The 16,162-nt window shown below is 57.9% G+C and carries 14 protein-coding genes; 4 read left to right on the forward strand and 10 right to left on the reverse strand.

All coding sequences use genetic code 11. The features are described from left to right. Positions 1-83 precede the first annotated feature (83 nt). Positions 84-2,240 carry a TolC family protein gene (locus BLT38_RS07425; RefSeq protein WP_231966805.1) on the forward strand — a complete coding sequence of 719 codons (2,157 nt, stop codon included), beginning with the start codon at positions 84-86 and terminating at the stop codon, positions 2,238-2,240. Between the two features lie 84 nt (positions 2,241-2,324). Next, positions 2,325-4,445, forward strand: a complete 2,121-nt coding sequence (locus BLT38_RS07430) for a thioredoxin domain-containing protein (RefSeq protein ID WP_083344601.1) — start codon at positions 2,325-2,327, stop codon at positions 4,443-4,445. Positions 4,446-4,513: 68 nt separating this feature from the next. Here BLT38_RS07430 and BLT38_RS07435 read toward each other — a convergent pair whose 3' ends face one another. From BLT38_RS07435 to BLT38_RS07445, 3 genes are read right to left on the reverse strand one after another with little or no spacing between them, the layout of a single operon-like run. Continuing rightward, positions 4,514-5,917 carry an efflux transporter outer membrane subunit gene (locus BLT38_RS07435; RefSeq protein WP_083344602.1) on the reverse strand — a complete coding sequence of 468 codons (1,404 nt, stop codon included), beginning with the start codon at positions 5,915-5,917 and terminating at the stop codon, positions 4,514-4,516. Then, a complete protein-coding gene (locus tag BLT38_RS07440) occupies positions 5,917-9,114 on the reverse strand; it encodes an efflux RND transporter permease subunit (protein WP_083344603.1) in 3,198 nt (1,065 codons plus the stop codon). Before BLT38_RS07440 ends, BLT38_RS07435 begins: the two co-directional genes overlap by 1 nt. Before the next feature lie 3 nt (positions 9,115-9,117). After that, positions 9,118-10,365 (reverse strand): efflux RND transporter periplasmic adaptor subunit, encoded by a 1,248-nt coding sequence (locus BLT38_RS07445; RefSeq protein WP_231966806.1) that lies wholly within the window; start codon positions 10,363-10,365, stop codon positions 9,118-9,120. A 175-nt stretch (positions 10,366-10,540) separates the two neighbouring features. Between BLT38_RS07445 and BLT38_RS07450 the strand changes: the two genes are divergently transcribed. Further along, entirely contained in the window at positions 10,541-11,089 is a 549-nt protein-coding gene (locus BLT38_RS07450) for a TetR/AcrR family transcriptional regulator (RefSeq protein WP_083344604.1), read from the forward strand. Here the strand turns inward: BLT38_RS07450 and BLT38_RS07455 are convergent. Genes BLT38_RS07455 through BLT38_RS07475 form a run of 6 tightly spaced genes read right to left on the reverse strand, consistent with a single transcriptional unit; the run spans position 11,086 to position 14,979 of the window. After that, positions 11,086-12,267, reverse strand: a complete 1,182-nt coding sequence (locus tag BLT38_RS07455) for a YncE family protein (RefSeq protein ID WP_231966807.1) — start codon at positions 12,265-12,267, stop codon at positions 11,086-11,088. The genes BLT38_RS07450 and BLT38_RS07455 overlap by 4 nt on opposite strands. A 1-nt stretch (position 12,268) precedes the next feature. Next, entirely contained in the window at positions 12,269-12,394 is a 126-nt protein-coding gene (locus BLT38_RS21020) for a hypothetical protein (protein ID WP_269456838.1), read from the reverse strand. A gap of 2 nt (positions 12,395-12,396) precedes the next feature. After that, positions 12,397-13,089: a cytochrome c biogenesis protein CcsA gene (ccsA, locus tag BLT38_RS07460; RefSeq protein ID WP_083344605.1), complete on the reverse strand. Its 693-nt coding sequence runs from the start codon at positions 13,087-13,089 to the stop codon at positions 12,397-12,399. A 41-nt stretch (positions 13,090-13,130) separates the two neighbouring features. After that, positions 13,131-13,811 (reverse strand): heme exporter protein CcmB, encoded by a 681-nt coding sequence (locus BLT38_RS07465; RefSeq protein WP_083344606.1) that lies wholly within the window; start codon positions 13,809-13,811, stop codon positions 13,131-13,133. Next, positions 13,808-14,293 carry a Cys-tRNA(Pro) deacylase gene (gene ybaK / locus BLT38_RS07470; RefSeq protein WP_083344607.1) on the reverse strand — a complete coding sequence of 162 codons (486 nt, stop codon included), beginning with the start codon at positions 14,291-14,293 and terminating at the stop codon, positions 13,808-13,810. The genes BLT38_RS07465 and ybaK overlap by 4 nt, the downstream gene beginning before the upstream one ends. Further along, positions 14,290-14,979 (reverse strand): ABC transporter ATP-binding protein, encoded by a 690-nt coding sequence (locus BLT38_RS07475; protein WP_083344608.1) that lies wholly within the window; start codon positions 14,977-14,979, stop codon positions 14,290-14,292. The genes ybaK and BLT38_RS07475 overlap by 4 nt, the downstream gene beginning before the upstream one ends. 66 nt (positions 14,980-15,045) lie before the next feature. Here BLT38_RS07475 and BLT38_RS07480 point away from each other — a divergent pair, with 66 nt between their 5' ends. Then, a complete protein-coding gene (locus tag BLT38_RS07480) occupies positions 15,046-15,576 on the forward strand; it encodes a hypothetical protein (RefSeq protein ID WP_156785048.1) in 531 nt (176 codons plus the stop codon). 2 nt (positions 15,577-15,578) lie between these two features. Here the strand turns inward: BLT38_RS07480 and BLT38_RS07485 are convergent, their stop codons facing one another. Further along, the gene (locus BLT38_RS07485; protein WP_083344610.1) at positions 15,579-16,064 is read right to left on the reverse strand and encodes a cytochrome c maturation protein CcmE; all 486 of its coding nucleotides are present in this window, start codon (positions 16,062-16,064) and stop codon (positions 15,579-15,581) included. Positions 16,065-16,162 lie beyond the last annotated feature (98 nt).

The raw sequence follows: 16,162 nt of genomic DNA on the forward strand, positions 1-16,162 counted from the left end.
ATGTAATTAAGGTGCGTCCGAACGGGTCCGGTGAACGTCTTCCTTAGGAAAGACTTTCCTCACAGTTGTTGGAGAACACAGGCGTGAAAGCAGGAACATTGCAGGGAGCGGCCGGAATTGCGCTGCTTTTCATGGGAACACTTGGCCAGGAAGTGGCGTTGGCGCAGGCTGGGCAACAGCAGGCTCCTCCGGCTGGCACGCAGACAAACCCCACGGCACCTGCCCCTCCACAGGCGCAGCAGATCACTACGACCGGCGCGCCAGGTATCCCACAGGCTCCTGAACCGGCGCATCCGGGACCGCTGTTTCTGCGTGAAACGGGCAAAGATTACAGCAATCTGAAGAGCCATTGGAAGAACCCGATTGCTCCGTATACGCCCACGGATTACAACTCGCCGCGCCTGAGCAATACGCCTCGGCTGGGTGATCTGCTGAAGGACGGCAAGATCTACCTGAGCCTGTCCGATTCCGTGCTGCTGGCGCTGGAAAACAACTTCGATATTGAGATTGCCCGTATCAACCTGGACATTGCAGATACTGACATTCTGCGCGCCAAGGCTGGCAGCACGCTGCGCGGTGTTTCCACCGGTATCGTGGCGAACACGCTGGGCGGTACCTCAACGACTGTGACCGGTGGTGGTGGTCCTGGCGGTACGACGACTTCTTCGGGTGGTTCGGGTACGGGTGCTTCGGGACTCGTGCTGTCGACCAACGGTGGAGGTCCTACGCCGTTGAACCGCGACCCGCTCGTTACGGGCACGTTGCAGTATGAGAGCGCGATTTCGCCTGGTGGTACGAGCATCTTCAACCCGAACTCCACGACGACCGATACGGCGACGTACAACTTCGGCTACCAGCAGGGATTCCTGACCGGTACGCAGTTGAATGTGACCTTCAGCAACTCGCGTGTGACTTCGACTTCGTTTCTGAGCGCGTACACACCACAGTTCAACTCGTCGTTCAAGGCGACGGTTACGCAGAACCTGTTGCAGGGCTTTGGCCCGTGGATTCAGGGACGCTTCGTGGTGCAGGCGAAGATCAATCGCCGTATTACGGATTCAGCCTTCCGTCAGCAGTTGATCTACACCGTGACGCAGGTTGAGAGCATCTACTGGAACCTGGTGAGTGCGTACGAAGACGTTCAGGCGAAGACACGCGCACTGGAACAGTCCACGAAGCTGGCACAAGATAACCGTCGTCAGCTTGAGATTGGAACGCTGGCACCGCTGGATATCATCAACAGCGATCAGGCTGTAAGCACCGATCGCCAGGCGCTGGTGACCTCGCAATCAAACCTGGAGTATCAGCAGTTGCTGATGAAGCAGGCGATTGTGCGCGATCTGAATGATCCGCAGCTTGCGACGGCTCCGGTTATTCCGACGGACCGCGTGAGCCTGGAGCGTTTGCCGGAAGAAGATACGCCTATCGAAGACCTGGTGAAGCAGGCTTACGTGAACAATCCTTCGATTGAGCAGGCAGTGCTCAATATGGAGACCAACAAGATCACGATTCGTGCGGAAAAGAATGGTCTGCTGCCGACGCTGAATGCCTATGCGTTCTACGGTGGTACAGGTATTGCCGGTACGGCGAACCCTGCCAGCTCGGCATGTACGAACAATCCGACGCTGCCGAATTGCGGTCTGGGTAACTTTGGAGCGTATGGCACGGCGTTCTCCGGCGCATTCAACAACAGCGCCCCGGATCGCGGTGTAGGTGCGACGCTGAGCATTCCGATTCGCAACCGTCCGGCGCAGGCTGACCAGGCCCGTTCGCAGATGGAATATCGCCAGGCGCAGATGCGTTTGCAGCAGCTGTACACACAGACGCGGATTCAGGTGATCAACGGGCAGTATGCGTTGACGAATGACCGTGCGAGTGTGGTGTCTGCACAGGCTACGCGTGACTATCAGGCACAGGCTCTGGATGCGGAACAGAAGAAGTTCCGGTTGGGGTCGTCGACCACGGCACTTGTGCTAGCACAGGAACGTGCGTTGGCTCTTGCTGACAACACCCTGATTACAGCGACTGCTGTGTATGCACGTGATCGTGCTTCGCTGCAGCAGTTGCTGGCGAACACGCTGGAGCGCTACAACATCAACATCGAGCAGGCAGCTTCAGGCACGATGAGCGCAGCGCCGGTGATTCCGGGATTGACGGCTCCGAAGGATCCGGCTCCACCGGCTCCGCTGACGAATACGCCTCCGCCGTTGCCGCCGTTCCAGATGCCGCAGCAGAAGTAGGTTTCACAAAACCAGAACAGAAGAGGCAGAGGGCATTACGCTCTCTGCCTCTTCTGCGTTTGCGCGCAAAGTACACTGGAAGAAATGTCTGAAATCGTTGCAAACGCGCTTTCCTCCTCGTCTTCTTCGTATCTGCGCTCGGCTATGCACCAGCCTGTGCAATGGCTGCCGTGGGGGCCTGAGGCCTTTGAACGTGCACTGGCGGAGGACAAGCCTGTGCTGCTGGATGTGGGCGCAGTGTGGTGCCACTGGTGCCATGTGATGGACCGCGAATCGTATGAGAATACGGAGACAGCGGCGCTGATCAATGAACACTTCATTGCGGTGAAGGTGGATCGTGATGAGCGACCGGATGTGGATACGCGTTATCAGGCGGCAGTGGCCGCGATCAGTGGACAGGGTGGGTGGCCTCTGACGGCGTTTCTTACGCCTGATGGGCGGCCTTACTTTGGCGGCACATACTTTCCGCCGGAAGAGCGTTATGGGCGTCCGTCGTTCCGACGTGTGTTGATGACGATGGCTGCTTCTTACCAGAATCAGCGTGAGGATGTTTTTGAGTCTGCTTCGAGCGTGATGGAGGCAATTGAGCAGGGCGAAACGTTCTCAGGCGCGATGAGTGATCTGGAGCGTGATGGCGCTGGGATTGCTTTGCTGCATCGCATGATGGATTCGGCTTTGAAGCAGTTCGATCCGGTGCATGGCGGCTTTGGGTCGGAGCCGAAGTTCCTTCATCCCGGAGCGATCACGATGCTGACCGATGCGGCTTCGCGCGGTGAAGCGAACGCGGCGCAGTGTGCGGAAGCTGTATTGACGACTCTGAAGAAGATGGCGCGCGGTGGTATCTACGATCAGCTTGGCGGCGGGTTCCATCGCTATTCAGTGGATGAGCGATGGATTGTGCCGCACTTCGAGAAGATGAGCTATGACAACTCCGAAATGCTTAGGAGTTACTGCCATGCGTTTCAGACTTTCGCGGATGCGGAGTGCGCGGCGGCGGCGCGGGGCATTATCCAGTGGATGGACGAGTGGTTGTGTGATCGCGAGCGTGGCGGATTCTTCGCTTCGCAGGACGCGGATCAGTCGCTGGATGACGATGGCAATTACTTCACATGGACGCGCGCGGAGGCTGCGGAAGTTCTCACTCCGGAAGAGTTAAAGTTTGCCGAGGTGTATTACGACATTGGCGCGGTGGGTGACATGCATCACGATACTTCGCGCAATGTGTTGTTCCGTCCCATGACCTTGGAGAAAGCTGCGGAACATGCCGGAGTGGATGCGACGCTGGCACCGATGATGCTGAAGATGGTGCGTGCGAAGTTGTACCAGGCTCGGTTGAAACGGCCTACGCCATTGATTGATCGCACGCTGTACATCGGCTGGAATGCGATGTGTATTTCTGCGTTTGTGACTGCGGGTCGCGCGTTGCAGATGCCGAAGGCGATTGCGTTTGCGAAGAAGTCGCTCGACCGCGTGTTGGCTGCTGCGCTGCAGGATGGCGTGGTGTCGCACGTGGTGGCTTATGCCGAAAACGTGAATGCGGCTGCGAACGTGCCGGGTGTGCTGGATGATTCTGTCTTTCTTGCTCATGCCTGCCTGGATGTTTGGGAGACGTGTGGTGAGCAGGCGTATTACCTTGCTGCGGAGCAGATTGCGGAGACGCTGTTACGCCGTTTCTATGATGGTCGTGGTGGTGGGTTCTATGACACGCCTTCGGATGCTGCAGAGTTGATTGGTGCTTTGATCACGCGGCGTAAGCCGATTCAGGATGCCCCTACGCCTGCTGGTAATCCTGCTGCGGCGATGTTGTTGCTTCGTCTGCATGAGTTGAGTGGCAAGCAGGTGTATCGCGATAACGCGCAGGAGACTCTGGAGACGTTCGCGGGCATTGTGGAGCACTTTGGTTTGTATGCGGCGACGTTTGCGTTGGCGTTGGGACAGTTTTCTCGTCCGCCGGTGCAGGTGGTGATTGTGGGCGATGGTGAGGAAGCTGCACGGTTGGAGTTGATTGCGTTGACGCCGTTTGCGGTGAACCGCACCGTGATTCGCGTGAAGGCGGAGCAGATGGATGCGTTGCCACCCGCGTTGATGGAGACTGTGGCGAAGATGCCTCGTGAGGAAGGCGTGTATGCGTTGGTGTGCAGTGGCATGACGTGCCATCCGCCGATACGCGATGTGGAGGAGTTGATTACTGCATTGCAGGCGTAATGATATTCAAGAAACGAAGAGGCCAGGTGATGATCACCCGGCCTCTTCGTTTTGTCTAGTTGCGAGTGTTACTGCCAGCCGCCACCGAGTGCCTGGTAGAGCTGCACCAAGGAAACTGCTTCGCCCTGTTGCGCGCTGATGAGGTTCAACTGCGCATTGAAGAGTGAGGAGTCACTGACGAGAACTTCCAGATAGGTTGCGGCGCCCGCCTGATAACGAACGCGTGCGAGACGTGTTGCGTCCTGCGCGGCTGCGACAAGCTTCTGCTGTTCTTCACGTGCGGAACGTTGTTTGTTTACCGCGATGAGGGCATTCGATACATCGCGGAAGGCACCGAGAATGGTCTTCTGATAGGTGAGGACCATCTCTTCCTTCTGTTGTTTCGAAAGCGCATACTGCCCGCTCAGTTTGCCACCTGCGAAGATCGGCTGCGCGAGCGAACCGATGCCGTAGATGGTGCGACCGGATGGGTCAAAGAGGTTGGAGAAGCTGTCTCCGCCGAGACCTGCGGAGAAGCTGATGGAGAGCTGGGGGAAGAACTGCGCCTTCGCCACGCCGACGTTTGCGTTAGCTGCCTTCAGCTGTGCTTCCGCCTGCTGGATGTCCGGGCGACGCTCCAACAATTGCGAAGGAACACCTACAGGGAGATCCCGCGGCACAGGCGCGAGTGCAGATGGATCTGTATGCGCGACTGTACCCGGAGTCTGGCCCAGCAGGAGACGCATTGCGTTTTCCTGCTGCTCACGCTGCTGTTCCAGCGTAGGGATAGCGGAAGTAGCACCGTAAAGAAGCTGTTCTGCCTGACGAAGATCCGAGAGCGGAGCGCGGCCGCCATCGGTCAGCGCACGAGTGAGACGAACAGAATCCTGCCTGGCCTTCAGCGTGTCTTGCGCGACGGCAATCTGCTGGTCGAGCGAACGCAGCGTGAAGTAGGTGGTGGCTACCTGGCTGACAAGGGACATGCGCACCGCGGAGCGTGCCCAGTCCTGCGCGATGAGTTGATCGCGTGCGGCTTCTGTCTGTTTGCGATAGAGGCCCCAGAAGTCGGGTATCCACGCAGCGGAGAGATTGAGGCTGCCTGCGGTAATTGGCGAGCTAATCGTATTGCTGAGAGAATCCGGCAACTCCGCACCGATGCCCGAACCGCCAGCGTTGAACGTAGGGAATTGATTGGCGCGTGTGATCTTCACCTGCGACTGCGCTTCCAATACTTTCTGCGCTGCGATGCGCAGATCGTAGTTGGCTGCAAGCGCCTGCTGGATGTCCTGCTGCAGTTCGGGTTCGTGGAAGATTTCGCTCCACTTGCGATCGCCGATGGATTGCGTGGGATCGCTGGAGACGACTGCTTCATCCGCGCCGCGGAATGCCGGTGGTGCCGGCACCTGCGGGCGCGTGTACTTGGGACCAACGTTGCAGCCAGTGGTGGCAATCAACGCAAGAGATAGAACAGATGTGATTGCTGGGTGTCGCATTAGTGGTGACCTCCATCTGCGGCAGCCGCGGCTACGGGATCAAAATCCGGCTTGGAATCCATCGTTGTACCCTTGCCACCCCTGCCGAAGCGATGTGAGAGGTATTCCACGACGGAGAAGGTGACCGGCACCATGAGTACACCGATGATGGACGACAGCAACATGCCGCCGATCACCACGGTTCCCAGGATGCGTCGTGACACTGCGCCCGAGCCAGTTGCTGTCCACAGGGGAAGGCAACCGAAGACGAAGGCGAAGCTGGTCATGAGGATGGGACGGAAGCGAAGTCTTGCAGCTTCCAGTGCGGACTCTGCGATGGACTTGCCTTCCTTGTAGCTGATGACTGCGAACTCCACGATCAGGATGGCGTTTTTTGCCGAGAGACCGATCAACATGATGAGACCGATGGTGGCAAAGATGTCGTTTTCCATGGAGCGCATGCTGAGCGCAAGATACGCACCCAGGATGGCGACCGGTGTGGAGAGCAGAACGCTGAAGGGAAGTGTCCAGCTTTCATAGAGCGCCGCGAGAATGAGGAAGACGAAGAGCAGAGACAGACCGAAGACAACCCATGTGGGTACGCCCTGTGCGGCTTTCTGTTCCTGGTAGCTCATGCCGGTGTAGTCATAGCCCATGCCTGCTGGCATAGATTGCTGGAAGGTTTCTTCCAGTGCTTTACGCACCTGTCCTGAGCTGTAGCCCGGAGCGCCTGTAACGTTGAGCTGCGCGCCATTGTGTTCGTTGAATCGAAGGACGAACTCTGGTCCATTGATCTTCTTGACGTGAACGAGAGAGGCAAGAGGCACCTGACTGCCGTTCGCGCTGCGCACGTAAAACTGATCGATGTTGTCGATCTTCGTACGTGAGCTTCCTTCAGCCTCGACATAGGTCTGCCACTGGCGACCGAAGCGGTTGAAGTAGTTGACCAGGTAGCCACCCATGAAGGTGGACATGGTGTTGTAAACGCTGGACAGATCCACCTGCTGCTGGATTGCCTTTTCGCGATCGACTTCGGCATACAACTGCGGTACTGCCGGTAGGTAGGACGGGATGGCCGCGGCGATTTCGGGACGCTTCTTGAGCGCGCCGAGATAGGCGAAGAGGTTTTGCGTTAGGAAGTTGGGATCATCGTTACCGGATTGATCCTCAACCACCATGGTGACACCACCCGAAGTACCGATACCGGGAATTGCGGGGGGCGGGAAGCTGAACGCCAAGCCTGCAGGATTGCCCATCAGCTTTTGTCCGACGGAAGCCTGGATGGCTTCAATCTGTTCTTCCTTCGTCTTTCGGTCATCCCAGGGTTTGAGCGAGACGAAGAAGAAGGCGCTGTTGGTGCTTTGTACCTGTGTGAGCAAGCTGAAGCCGTTGACGGCAACTACACCGCCGATACCAGGCGTTGCAAGCAGAGCCTTGGTGACTTCCTGTGCTGCTTTATCGGTCTGCTGCAGGCTCGAAGCATCAGGCAATTGCAGTGCTGCGAAGAGGTATCCCTGATCTTCCTGCGGGATAAATCCTGTTGGAAGTCGCGAGCCCATAAAGACAGCCACCACTGCGATGATCGCGAGCGCCACCATCGTGAGGGCGGACTTGTGGATGAGTACGCGCGATGTGCCGACGTAGGCTTCCGTGGTTCGACCGAAGACACGGTTGAACCAAGCAAAGAAGCGACCAAGCAGACCGGGCTTCTTCTCCTTGTTCTTCGGCTTCAGCAAGAGTGCCGCGAGAGCCGGTGAGAGCGTGAGAGCGTTGAATGCCGAGATCAACACCGAGATAGCGATGGTCACAGCAAACTGCTGATACAGACGTCCCGTAATGCCGGGGATGGCTGCCGTTGGGATGAACACCGCAGCAAGGATGAGAGCGATGGCGACGACGGGGCCGCCTACCTCTTCCATAGCTTTGATGGTCGCGTCTGTGGGCGACATGCCCTCTTCGATGTGATGTTCTACGGCTTCCACCACGATGATGGCGTCGTCAACGACGAGACCGATGGCGAGTACGAGGCCGAAGAGCGACAGCGTGTTGATACTGAAGCCCAGCAAGGGGAAGAGGACGAATGTACCGATCAGTGAGACAGGCACGGCCAGCAAAGGAATGAGCGTTGCGCGCCAGCCCTGCAGGAAGATGAACACCACGATGATGACGAGTGCCAGAGCGATGGACAGCGTCAGGATGATCTCGTGGATACCGGCGCTAACGGCCTTGGTGGTGTCCAGCGGTACGTCGTACTTGATGCCCGGAGGGAAGGTCTTCTGCAGTTCGTCCAGCCGCTTACGAACCTGTTCTGCCACCTGCACGGCGTTGGAGCCGGGCAGCTGGTAGATACCCATCATGCCGGCGGGTGCGCCGTTGTAGCGTGCCGAAAGGCTGTAGAGCTGTTGTCCGAGTTCAACGCGTGCTACGTCGCGCAGATGCAATACCGATCCATCGGGATTGGCACGCACGACGATGTTTTCGAACTCTTTCTCATCAACGAGACGGCCCTGAGTGCGCACCGTGTAGGTGAACTGCTGTCCCGCGGGTGTGGGTTCGCCACCGATCTGTCCGGCAGGGTTCACGGTGTTCTGTGTGCCCAAGGCAGTAATGACGTCGGTTGCGGTGACACCGAGATTGGCCAGCTTGGCTGGATCAACCCAGATACGCATGGCGTACTGACCACCGAAGACCTGCACACGGCTGACACCGGGTACACGTGCAATTTCGTCCTGCACGTTAATGATGGCGTAGTTGGTGAGGAACTCTTGATCGTACTTCTTGTCGTTGGAGTTGATACCAACGAGCATCAGAGGCGAGGTGAGCGCCTTCTGTACGGTAAGGCCCGCAGTGTTTACCTGTGCGGGAAGCTGAGCCTGAGCCTGCGATACACGGAGCTGTGACAGGATCTGGTCGGTGTCCGCATTCGTCTTAACGTCGAAGTCAACGAAGACCTGTGTCTGGCCGTTGTTGGCATTCACCGAGTACATGTACAGCATGTTGTCCACGCCGTTCATCTGCTGTTCGAGCGGTGTGGCAACGGCCTGTGACAGGGTTCTGGCATCGGCACCGGGATAGGTGGCCTGCACCAGGATTTCCGGCGGCACGATATCAGGGTATTGCGACGTGGGCAGCGTGAGCATGGAGACCATGCCGACGATGACCGTGATGATGGCGATAACGATGGCGACAATGGGTCGCCGAATAAAGAACTTTGACACGGACTACCTCGCTTCCGCGGGTGTTGCGCTGGCAGGAGCCGGTGCGTGCGGTGCAACAGGCACGCCTTCCTTCAGCTTCTGCAGGTTGTCCACGACGACACGAGAACCGGAGGCAAGGCCAGAGGTGATGATGAAGTCTTTACCCGACTCCGCACCGACCTGCACCGTAACAACGTGAACTTTGTTGTTTGCGTCGACGGTGAAGACCTGCTTCATGCCCTGAGTGTCGGTGACTGCGACCTGCGGTACGGTGATCGCGTTGCGACGGATCTCAGTGTTCGCGGAGACGCGGCCGAACTGACCGGGACGTAGCAAGTTGTTTGGGTTCGGGAAGACTGCAGCGATACGAATGGCGCCTGTCTGCTGATTCATCTGACGATCGATGAAAGCAATCTTGCCCTTGTGCGGGTAAGTATCGCCATTCGCCAGAGTCAGCGTCAGCGGCACCTTGCCAGCATTCTTCAGCAGATCCGCGTCGGTGCCGCCATTGCGTCCCATCAGAGCGAGATATTCGCTATCGCTGATGGAGAAGAACACCTTGACCGGATCAAGCTGCGAGACCGAAGTGAGTGCAGTCTGCGGCGAGACGAGGTTGCCGATCTGCGTGACGGCCTGACCGGCAACGCCAGAGATGAGGGAACGCACCTTGGTGAAGCCGAGGTTGATCGTCGCTGTTTCTTCCGCAGCGCGTGCTGCTGCGATCTGCGCCTTCGCCTGCTGCACATTGGCTTCGTTTTGCGCCTTGGTCTGGACTTCCTGATCCAACTGGCTCTGTGCGATTGCCTTTTGTTCTGCAAGAGGGGTGTCACGTGTGACGTTAATCTCGGCCAGCTTCAGTGCTGCCTGAGCCTGACCCAGCGCGGCTTCTGCAGATGCAACCTGGCCCTTGGCCTGATCGAGTGTTGCCTGGAATGGGCGAGGATCAATCTCAAACAAGACCTGGCCCTTGCTGACGACAGAGCCTTCGCGGTAGTCCTGACGGATGAGGTAACCCGTCACCTGCGGCTGGATCTGCGCGTTCACGAAGCCATCCAGTGTGCCCACCCACTGGTTGTTCAGGGCAACATCCGACGGCTGTACCGTGACAACGGAAACAGGAAGTGGCCCCATCTGTGGCGGTGCGGCTGGCTTGCTTTCGCAGCCTGTTGCCAGCAGCACAATGCTTGCTCCGGCAAGAATGAAAGCCGCACGGGAAGCGCTCTGTGCGAGGGGAGTGCGTTGGTTCACGCGGCTGACGGCCGGCATGGTCATGAATGCTCCTTGGCGAAAGATCCTGCGGCTGGACGTTCTCACAGAAAACATACGCGCATGTATCTTTCACATACGATGATGCATCGAATAGCGGGGATTCAATAAGTTGCCTGTGAGAAAAGTCACTCCCGAACATCGTACGCAAGAACGAGCCATCCGAACACGGGAAGATTTGATGGCTGCGGCTCGGCGCGTCTTTGCGCGAGATGGGTTTGAAGTGGCTCGCCTGCAGGATATTGCGCAGGAAGCAGGAAAGACGCGTGGCGCGCTTTATGACCACTTTAAAGACAAAGAAGATCTCTTTTTCGCGTTAATCGAAGAGAACATGGAAGCGGACGGAGAATTCTACCGCACGCGCCTTACACCAGAATCATCGCGAGAAGAGCGTGTGGCCGCGCTTGTGGATCACATGGAAGCGATGTTGTGCGATCGCAAACGTGTGATGCTTTACCTGGAATTCAAAATGTACGCCATTCGGCATCCGCATAAGCAGAAGCGTTTGGCGGAGCTTCACCAAGCACTGTGCGTGAAGGGAATGGATTCCAAGTTGCACCTCGTGCCAGAGCTGCATGAAGACAACTCGCAAAAGCGTCGAGCGATCTTTGCTGCGTTTGGCGCTGTATTGGATGGCCTTGCATTGAATCTGTATTTCGATCCCGGAGCGCTGTCTCAGGAAGAAGTGCGTTCGCGCATTGAGCAGATGGTGCGCGAACGCGTTGTTTAGCGCGCCTTGTATGCCTTGATGGCGATGGCAACAGGATGTGGTCCCGCAGGCAACATAGTGAACAACTCAGGACCACGTGTCGCACGTGTGCGAATGACTGCTACGTCCGCACCGCGTGAGTCTGCAACCAGCAAGACAGGTTGTCCGGGAGACATGGCCATGGCATCCGGGCCGGGGCCGGTATGGATGCTGTTGGACATTCGGCCATCATCAATGGAGTAGAGATTCACGGAATCCGATCCATTGGCCGCGACCCATAGCGATGTATTGTCTGCAGCGACCATGCCATGCGTAGGCTGCGTGCCGATGAGATATGTGCCGCCTACTTCGTTCGTATACGTCGAGATTTCGCTGATGCTGTCAGAGCCGTAGTTGCTGACGAAGATCTCGCCGCTGTCGGGTTTCAGCGCAATGTGTCCGGGCTGTTTGCCAACGCGCAGCCGCGCTAACAAGTGGTCCTGCATGGATGCGGGGTCCTGCTTGGCTTCCCATGAACCGGGTGCAGAAGAGAGATTGACGGCCATGACTTCATCATTGCCGGGGCAGGTGATGAATGCCTTGGAAGAGTCGCTGAGGATGGCAATATCTGATGCGCCGGAGCACTTGTCGTAAGTGGAACGAAGCTTCAACGGGTTGTCTTCACTGATGGCGTAGACAGAGACGGAACCCGCTCCACGATTGGCTACAACAAGCGAACGGTTGTCAGGCGATACTCGCACCACTGCAGGCTGAACGCCAGCGGCTGCGGTTGCAATGCTGCGATGTGTTGCGAGATCGATGACACTTACGGAGTTGGAATCTGCGTTGGCAACGTAAGCGCGCTTGCCTGTGGGGTCAACGTCAATGCCAGTGGGGCCGCGTTGCACACCGATGGTGGCGGCAATGGAATTGTTGTCCGCGTTGATAGCGGTGACGGTGCTGCTGCCAGAGTTGGTGACGTAGACTTCGTTGCGCGTGGGATTCACGGCGATGGCACTCGGTGATGCGCCAACCTGCAATGTGCGGTCGGCACGGAAGTTCACCAAATCGAGTACCGTCACGGTGCCGACAGCGTTGTTCGCGACGTATGCGTATTCGCGGTAGTTGTCTGCGAGCTGAGGGAAACGCATGCGGCGACATCCGGTTGCGAGAAGCAACAGCGGCAGGGAAGCAAGAGCGATGGAGCGGCTTACGTTCACGTTACGATTGCTTCCGATTCACTGCGGACCAGCGTGCTGCAAGCCAGATGACTAAGGCAATGTTCGCAACGGCAACGAGGATGTAGGCGGCCCAGAGGAAGTGCATGCTGTTAACGGTGGGTTCCATGCTTATGCCTCCAGTGCTTCCATGGCTGCGCGTTCTGCGATCTGCTGTTCACGACGAACGATGGCGTAACGCGCCCAGATGAGGGTGCATCCCCAGAAGAACCAAGCCGCAAGATTCCAAAGGAAGGCGGGCCACATGCTTGGGTCCAGCGAGCCTTCGCCGGTTAGTACCGGAGCTGGATGCTGCGTGCGCCACCAACGGATGCTCATGAATACGATGGGAACATCAATGCCAGCGAAGACGCTGAGAACTGCTGCGATGACTGGGCCCTGGCCGCTGGATGAAAAGCTGCGAACAAGCAGATAGCTGACGTAGAGCAGGAAGAGCATGAGTGCGCTGGTGAGGCGAGCATCCCATGCCCACCAAATACCCCATACCGGGCGTCCCCACAACATGCCGGTTGCAAGCCCGAGGCCAACATAGAGCACGGTGATTTCGGCTGTGGCGATTGCCAACGCATCCAGCTTCAGAGCGAGGGAATGATTCTTACGGCGCGCCCACAGGTAGCCGATCGACGCGATCATGTTGACGTACGGGAATATCTCAGCAGAGATATTGATGGGTACGTGCCAGTAAAAAATCCGGTAGATCGACCCCATGGTTGCTTCTACAGGGGCAACGAACACCGCTTCGTAGAAACCCCACGCGAGCAGGGCCACGCTCAGACCGCACAACATCCAGAAGAGACGCTTCATGATCGTCTTCCAGTCTACCGTCTTCGCAGATTTGCGGGGCGTTATTCGGCGTGAAGGACGGTTTCGAAGAGCAGGATGCAGGCGGTGGTGAAGATGACGTCAAACCCGAAGATGAGTCGCACCCACATGCCGGGTTCGAAATCGCCGGTGATGACGGCGCTAGTGGCCTGCGTAACGCCAAGCAGAGCAGGGATGGAAATGGGAAAGAGTATCGCCGGTAGCATCAGTGCGCGGTTGCGGCTGCGCAGTCCAAGTGCGGCAAAGAATGTGCCGTTCGCGACAATCGCCCATGTCCCCAGTGGCAGGATCAGCCAGAGCCACTTGAGTTCGCCGAGCGGGTGCAGGTTGTAAAAAACGATAAAGACCGGCGCCAGGACGGCCTCGATGGATGCCACGAAGAGGAAGTTGGCCAGAGCCTTGCCGAGGAAGAGCGCGGACGGTGGTGCGGCGCTCATGCGGTGCGCGTCCATGACCTGATTGCGGCGTTCGCGTTCCCAAGAGATGTTGAGCGAAGTGGTTGCTGCGAAGAGTAAGCCTACCCACAGCAGGCCACCGCTCATCTGTCGAGCCATGGCGGGATAGCCGGTGGGGTCGAAGGCCATGGCGAAGGCCACGGCGATGAGCAGCGTGAAGAAGAGCATACCTGCGACGGCTTCGCGACTGCGCCATTCAAGCTGCAGGTCTTTCTTGAGGTGGAGCCAGACGGTGCGGAGATAGATCACTCGACAGTCACCCCATCTTTGGTCAGGTCGGCGACAGCGGCTTCGGCGGCGCGGATGTAGTCAGCGGGTGCGAGCAGGAGTTGCAGACCGCGCGTACCTGCGGAGACGCTGATGGTGTCGAAGAGTTCCAGCGTTTCATCGGCGAATGCTCGGTACGCCTTCTTCGCGCCCATAACGGTGACACCACCGCGGATATAGCCGGTGAGTGGTTCGACGTCTTTCAACGATGCGAGTTCGGCTTTCTTGGCTTCTGCTGCTACGGCGAGCTTTTTCAGATCGAGTTCGCTGTTGCCGGGAACGACACCGAAGACATATTCACCATCGTTGAGTCGGCAGAGGAGTGTTTTGAATACCTGCTCGACGGGCATGTTGATCTTGCGTGCAACTGTGCCTGCGGTGAGATCGTCGGGGTTGACTTCGTACTCGCGGGTTTCGTACTTGATATTCAGTTTGTCCAGCAGGCGCGCGGCGTTTGTCTTCATGCCGCAGCCTCAGCCTCTGGCGTAACGATGCTGCCATGGCGCATGTGGATGACGGAATCAGCGGCGTGCTGGACGAGTTCGAACTGATGCGTTGTGACGATGACAGTGCGCTTGCGTCCGCCTGCGAGTGGCCATGTGCGGAAGTCGAGGAGAAGCGTGACGAGTTCCTTTGCGCCAGTGACGTCCATGTTGCTGAAGGGCTCGTCGAGTAGCAGAAGTTCGGGATCGCTGACCAACGCGCGCGCCATTGAGACGCGCTGGCGCATGCCCTGCGAGAACTGCGATACGGGACGCGTCAAGAAAGGATCGATGCCGACTGCACGCAATGCCATTTCTGGTGAACCAACGCAGTCGCACGTTGCGCCGGGATTCTGAAGGCGCAAGAAGTAGCGCAGGTTTTCCATCGCGGTCAGCTCTTCGTAGAGCATGGGCGCGTGGCTCATGTAGGCCATGCGATGACGCTCGTTGAAAGGCGTTCCGCCCAGTGTTTTCACCGTTCCTGATGTTGGGGTGATGAGTCCGGCAAGCGTGCGGAGGAGCGTGGATTTGCCTGCGCCATTGGGGCCGAGAAGGACATGGAATCCACCCGATTCAAAGGTGCAGGAGACACGCTTGAGCGCGGCAAAGCTGCCGTAGAGCCGGGAGAGGTTTGTGACCTCTGCTGCCAAATTGGGAATGGACTGCATCGGCTTTCAGTATAAAGTGCGGAATCTGCTTGAGCTTGGGTTGAAAGCGTCGTTAGAGTGTTGGCCATGCCAGAATTGAAGTCTTCCCACGATCCTCGGATCGTTCTTCCGCCTCCACGTCTGCATTGGGGTTGGGTATTGGCCCTATCCGTCCTTACACGCAGCTACTTTAATTCGATCTGGATGATTGTGCTGGCCAATTGGGTACGCAAGGTAACGGGTCGCAAAGACGCGTTGATCTGGACCATTGTGAATGTGGCCGTTATACCCGCGGTGTTCCTCATCGCGGTGATGGTGGGAGCCACAATTGGACTCATGTCGCGCGGGCAAGGTATTGGCGACACTCGCGTGCTCTATTACTCGCTGATAGCTTTTGGGATGATCGCTGTCTTAGGCAGTTACACCACCGCAGCGTTCAAGTTGAGGAGTGCGCTGGAAGAAGCGACCGTTGGCCTGGCATTTGGCGGCGTGATGACATTTCTGTTCAGCGGCACGTACTTTCAGTACTTCCTGCACGACTACGTCGTTCCGGATGCCGAAGAACTGTACGGAGCTCTTCCGACGCCACCAGCTTACGTGCCGCCGCCTACGGTCTAAAGCTACTTCAGAGGCGCAACAAGGGTAGCTGTTGGAGCGGCGCTCGGAGTTCCGGCGGGTTGGGTGCCGGGCTTGGCTCCGTTGGGGGCGGGGGCGTACTTGCTGGCGCACTTGGCCTGGAGTTCGGTGGCCTGGAAGACGCCGTCGCGGCCGAGGTGGCCCATGGCTAGTGCCTGGGCATCGTCCTTAAAGGTGTCTGGCGGCGGTTCCGTGCCCTGGTAGTTCACGGAGAGTTCCTTGCCTTGTTCCAGCAGCACGAACTGGGCGTGCGTGCCTGTGCGCTGGATGGAGCCGGGCTTCACGTTGCCGGCTACGCGCAGGTTGCGCTTGTAGGCCTTCTGGCCCATGGTCTGGAGTTCGCCGATGGTGCAGTAGTAGCTGGTGGCCTTGCTGTCACGCGCGCCCGCAATGGCGAGGAACAGCACAGCACCGACGATGACGACGGTGGCGACGATGACCTTGACGGAGGAACGGCCTGACTGGGACATAAGCTACCTGCGATTCTACTCCTGCACCTGTGGCGATGCTACGGTTACCGGACTGGCGGAGGCGATGTTTGGCCTACATTGACGATATACTTCGCCTT

Source organism: Terriglobus roseus, from assembly GCF_900102185.1.
GTDB lineage: Bacteria > Acidobacteriota > Terriglobia > Terriglobales > Acidobacteriaceae > Terriglobus > Terriglobus roseus_A.

Coding starts and splice junctions, on each gene's coding strand:
- BLT38_RS07430 (WP_083344601.1), top strand. CDS start 2,325: ATGTCTGAAATCGTTGCAAACGCGCTTTCCTCCTCGTCTTCTTCGTAT.
- BLT38_RS07435 (WP_083344602.1), bottom strand. CDS start 5,917: ATGCGACACCCAGCAATCACATCTGTTCTATCTCTTGCGTTGATTGCC.
- BLT38_RS07445 (WP_231966806.1), bottom strand. CDS start 10,365: ATGACCATGCCGGCCGTCAGCCGCGTGAACCAACGCACTCCCCTCGCA.
- BLT38_RS07450 (WP_083344604.1), top strand. CDS start 10,541: ATGGCTGCGGCTCGGCGCGTCTTTGCGCGAGATGGGTTTGAAGTGGCT.
- BLT38_RS21020 (WP_269456838.1), bottom strand. CDS start 12,394: ATGGAACCCACCGTTAACAGCATGCACTTCCTCTGGGCCGCCTACATC.
- ccsA (WP_083344605.1), bottom strand. CDS start 13,089: ATGAAGCGTCTCTTCTGGATGTTGTGCGGTCTGAGCGTGGCCCTGCTC.
- ybaK (WP_083344607.1), bottom strand. CDS start 14,293: ATGAAGACAAACGCCGCGCGCCTGCTGGACAAACTGAATATCAAGTAC.
- BLT38_RS07475 (WP_083344608.1), bottom strand. CDS start 14,979: ATGCAGTCCATTCCCAATTTGGCAGCAGAGGTCACAAACCTCTCCCGG.
- BLT38_RS07480 (WP_156785048.1), top strand. CDS start 15,046: ATGCCAGAATTGAAGTCTTCCCACGATCCTCGGATCGTTCTTCCGCCT.
- BLT38_RS07485 (WP_083344610.1), bottom strand. CDS start 16,064: ATGTCCCAGTCAGGCCGTTCCTCCGTCAAGGTCATCGTCGCCACCGTC.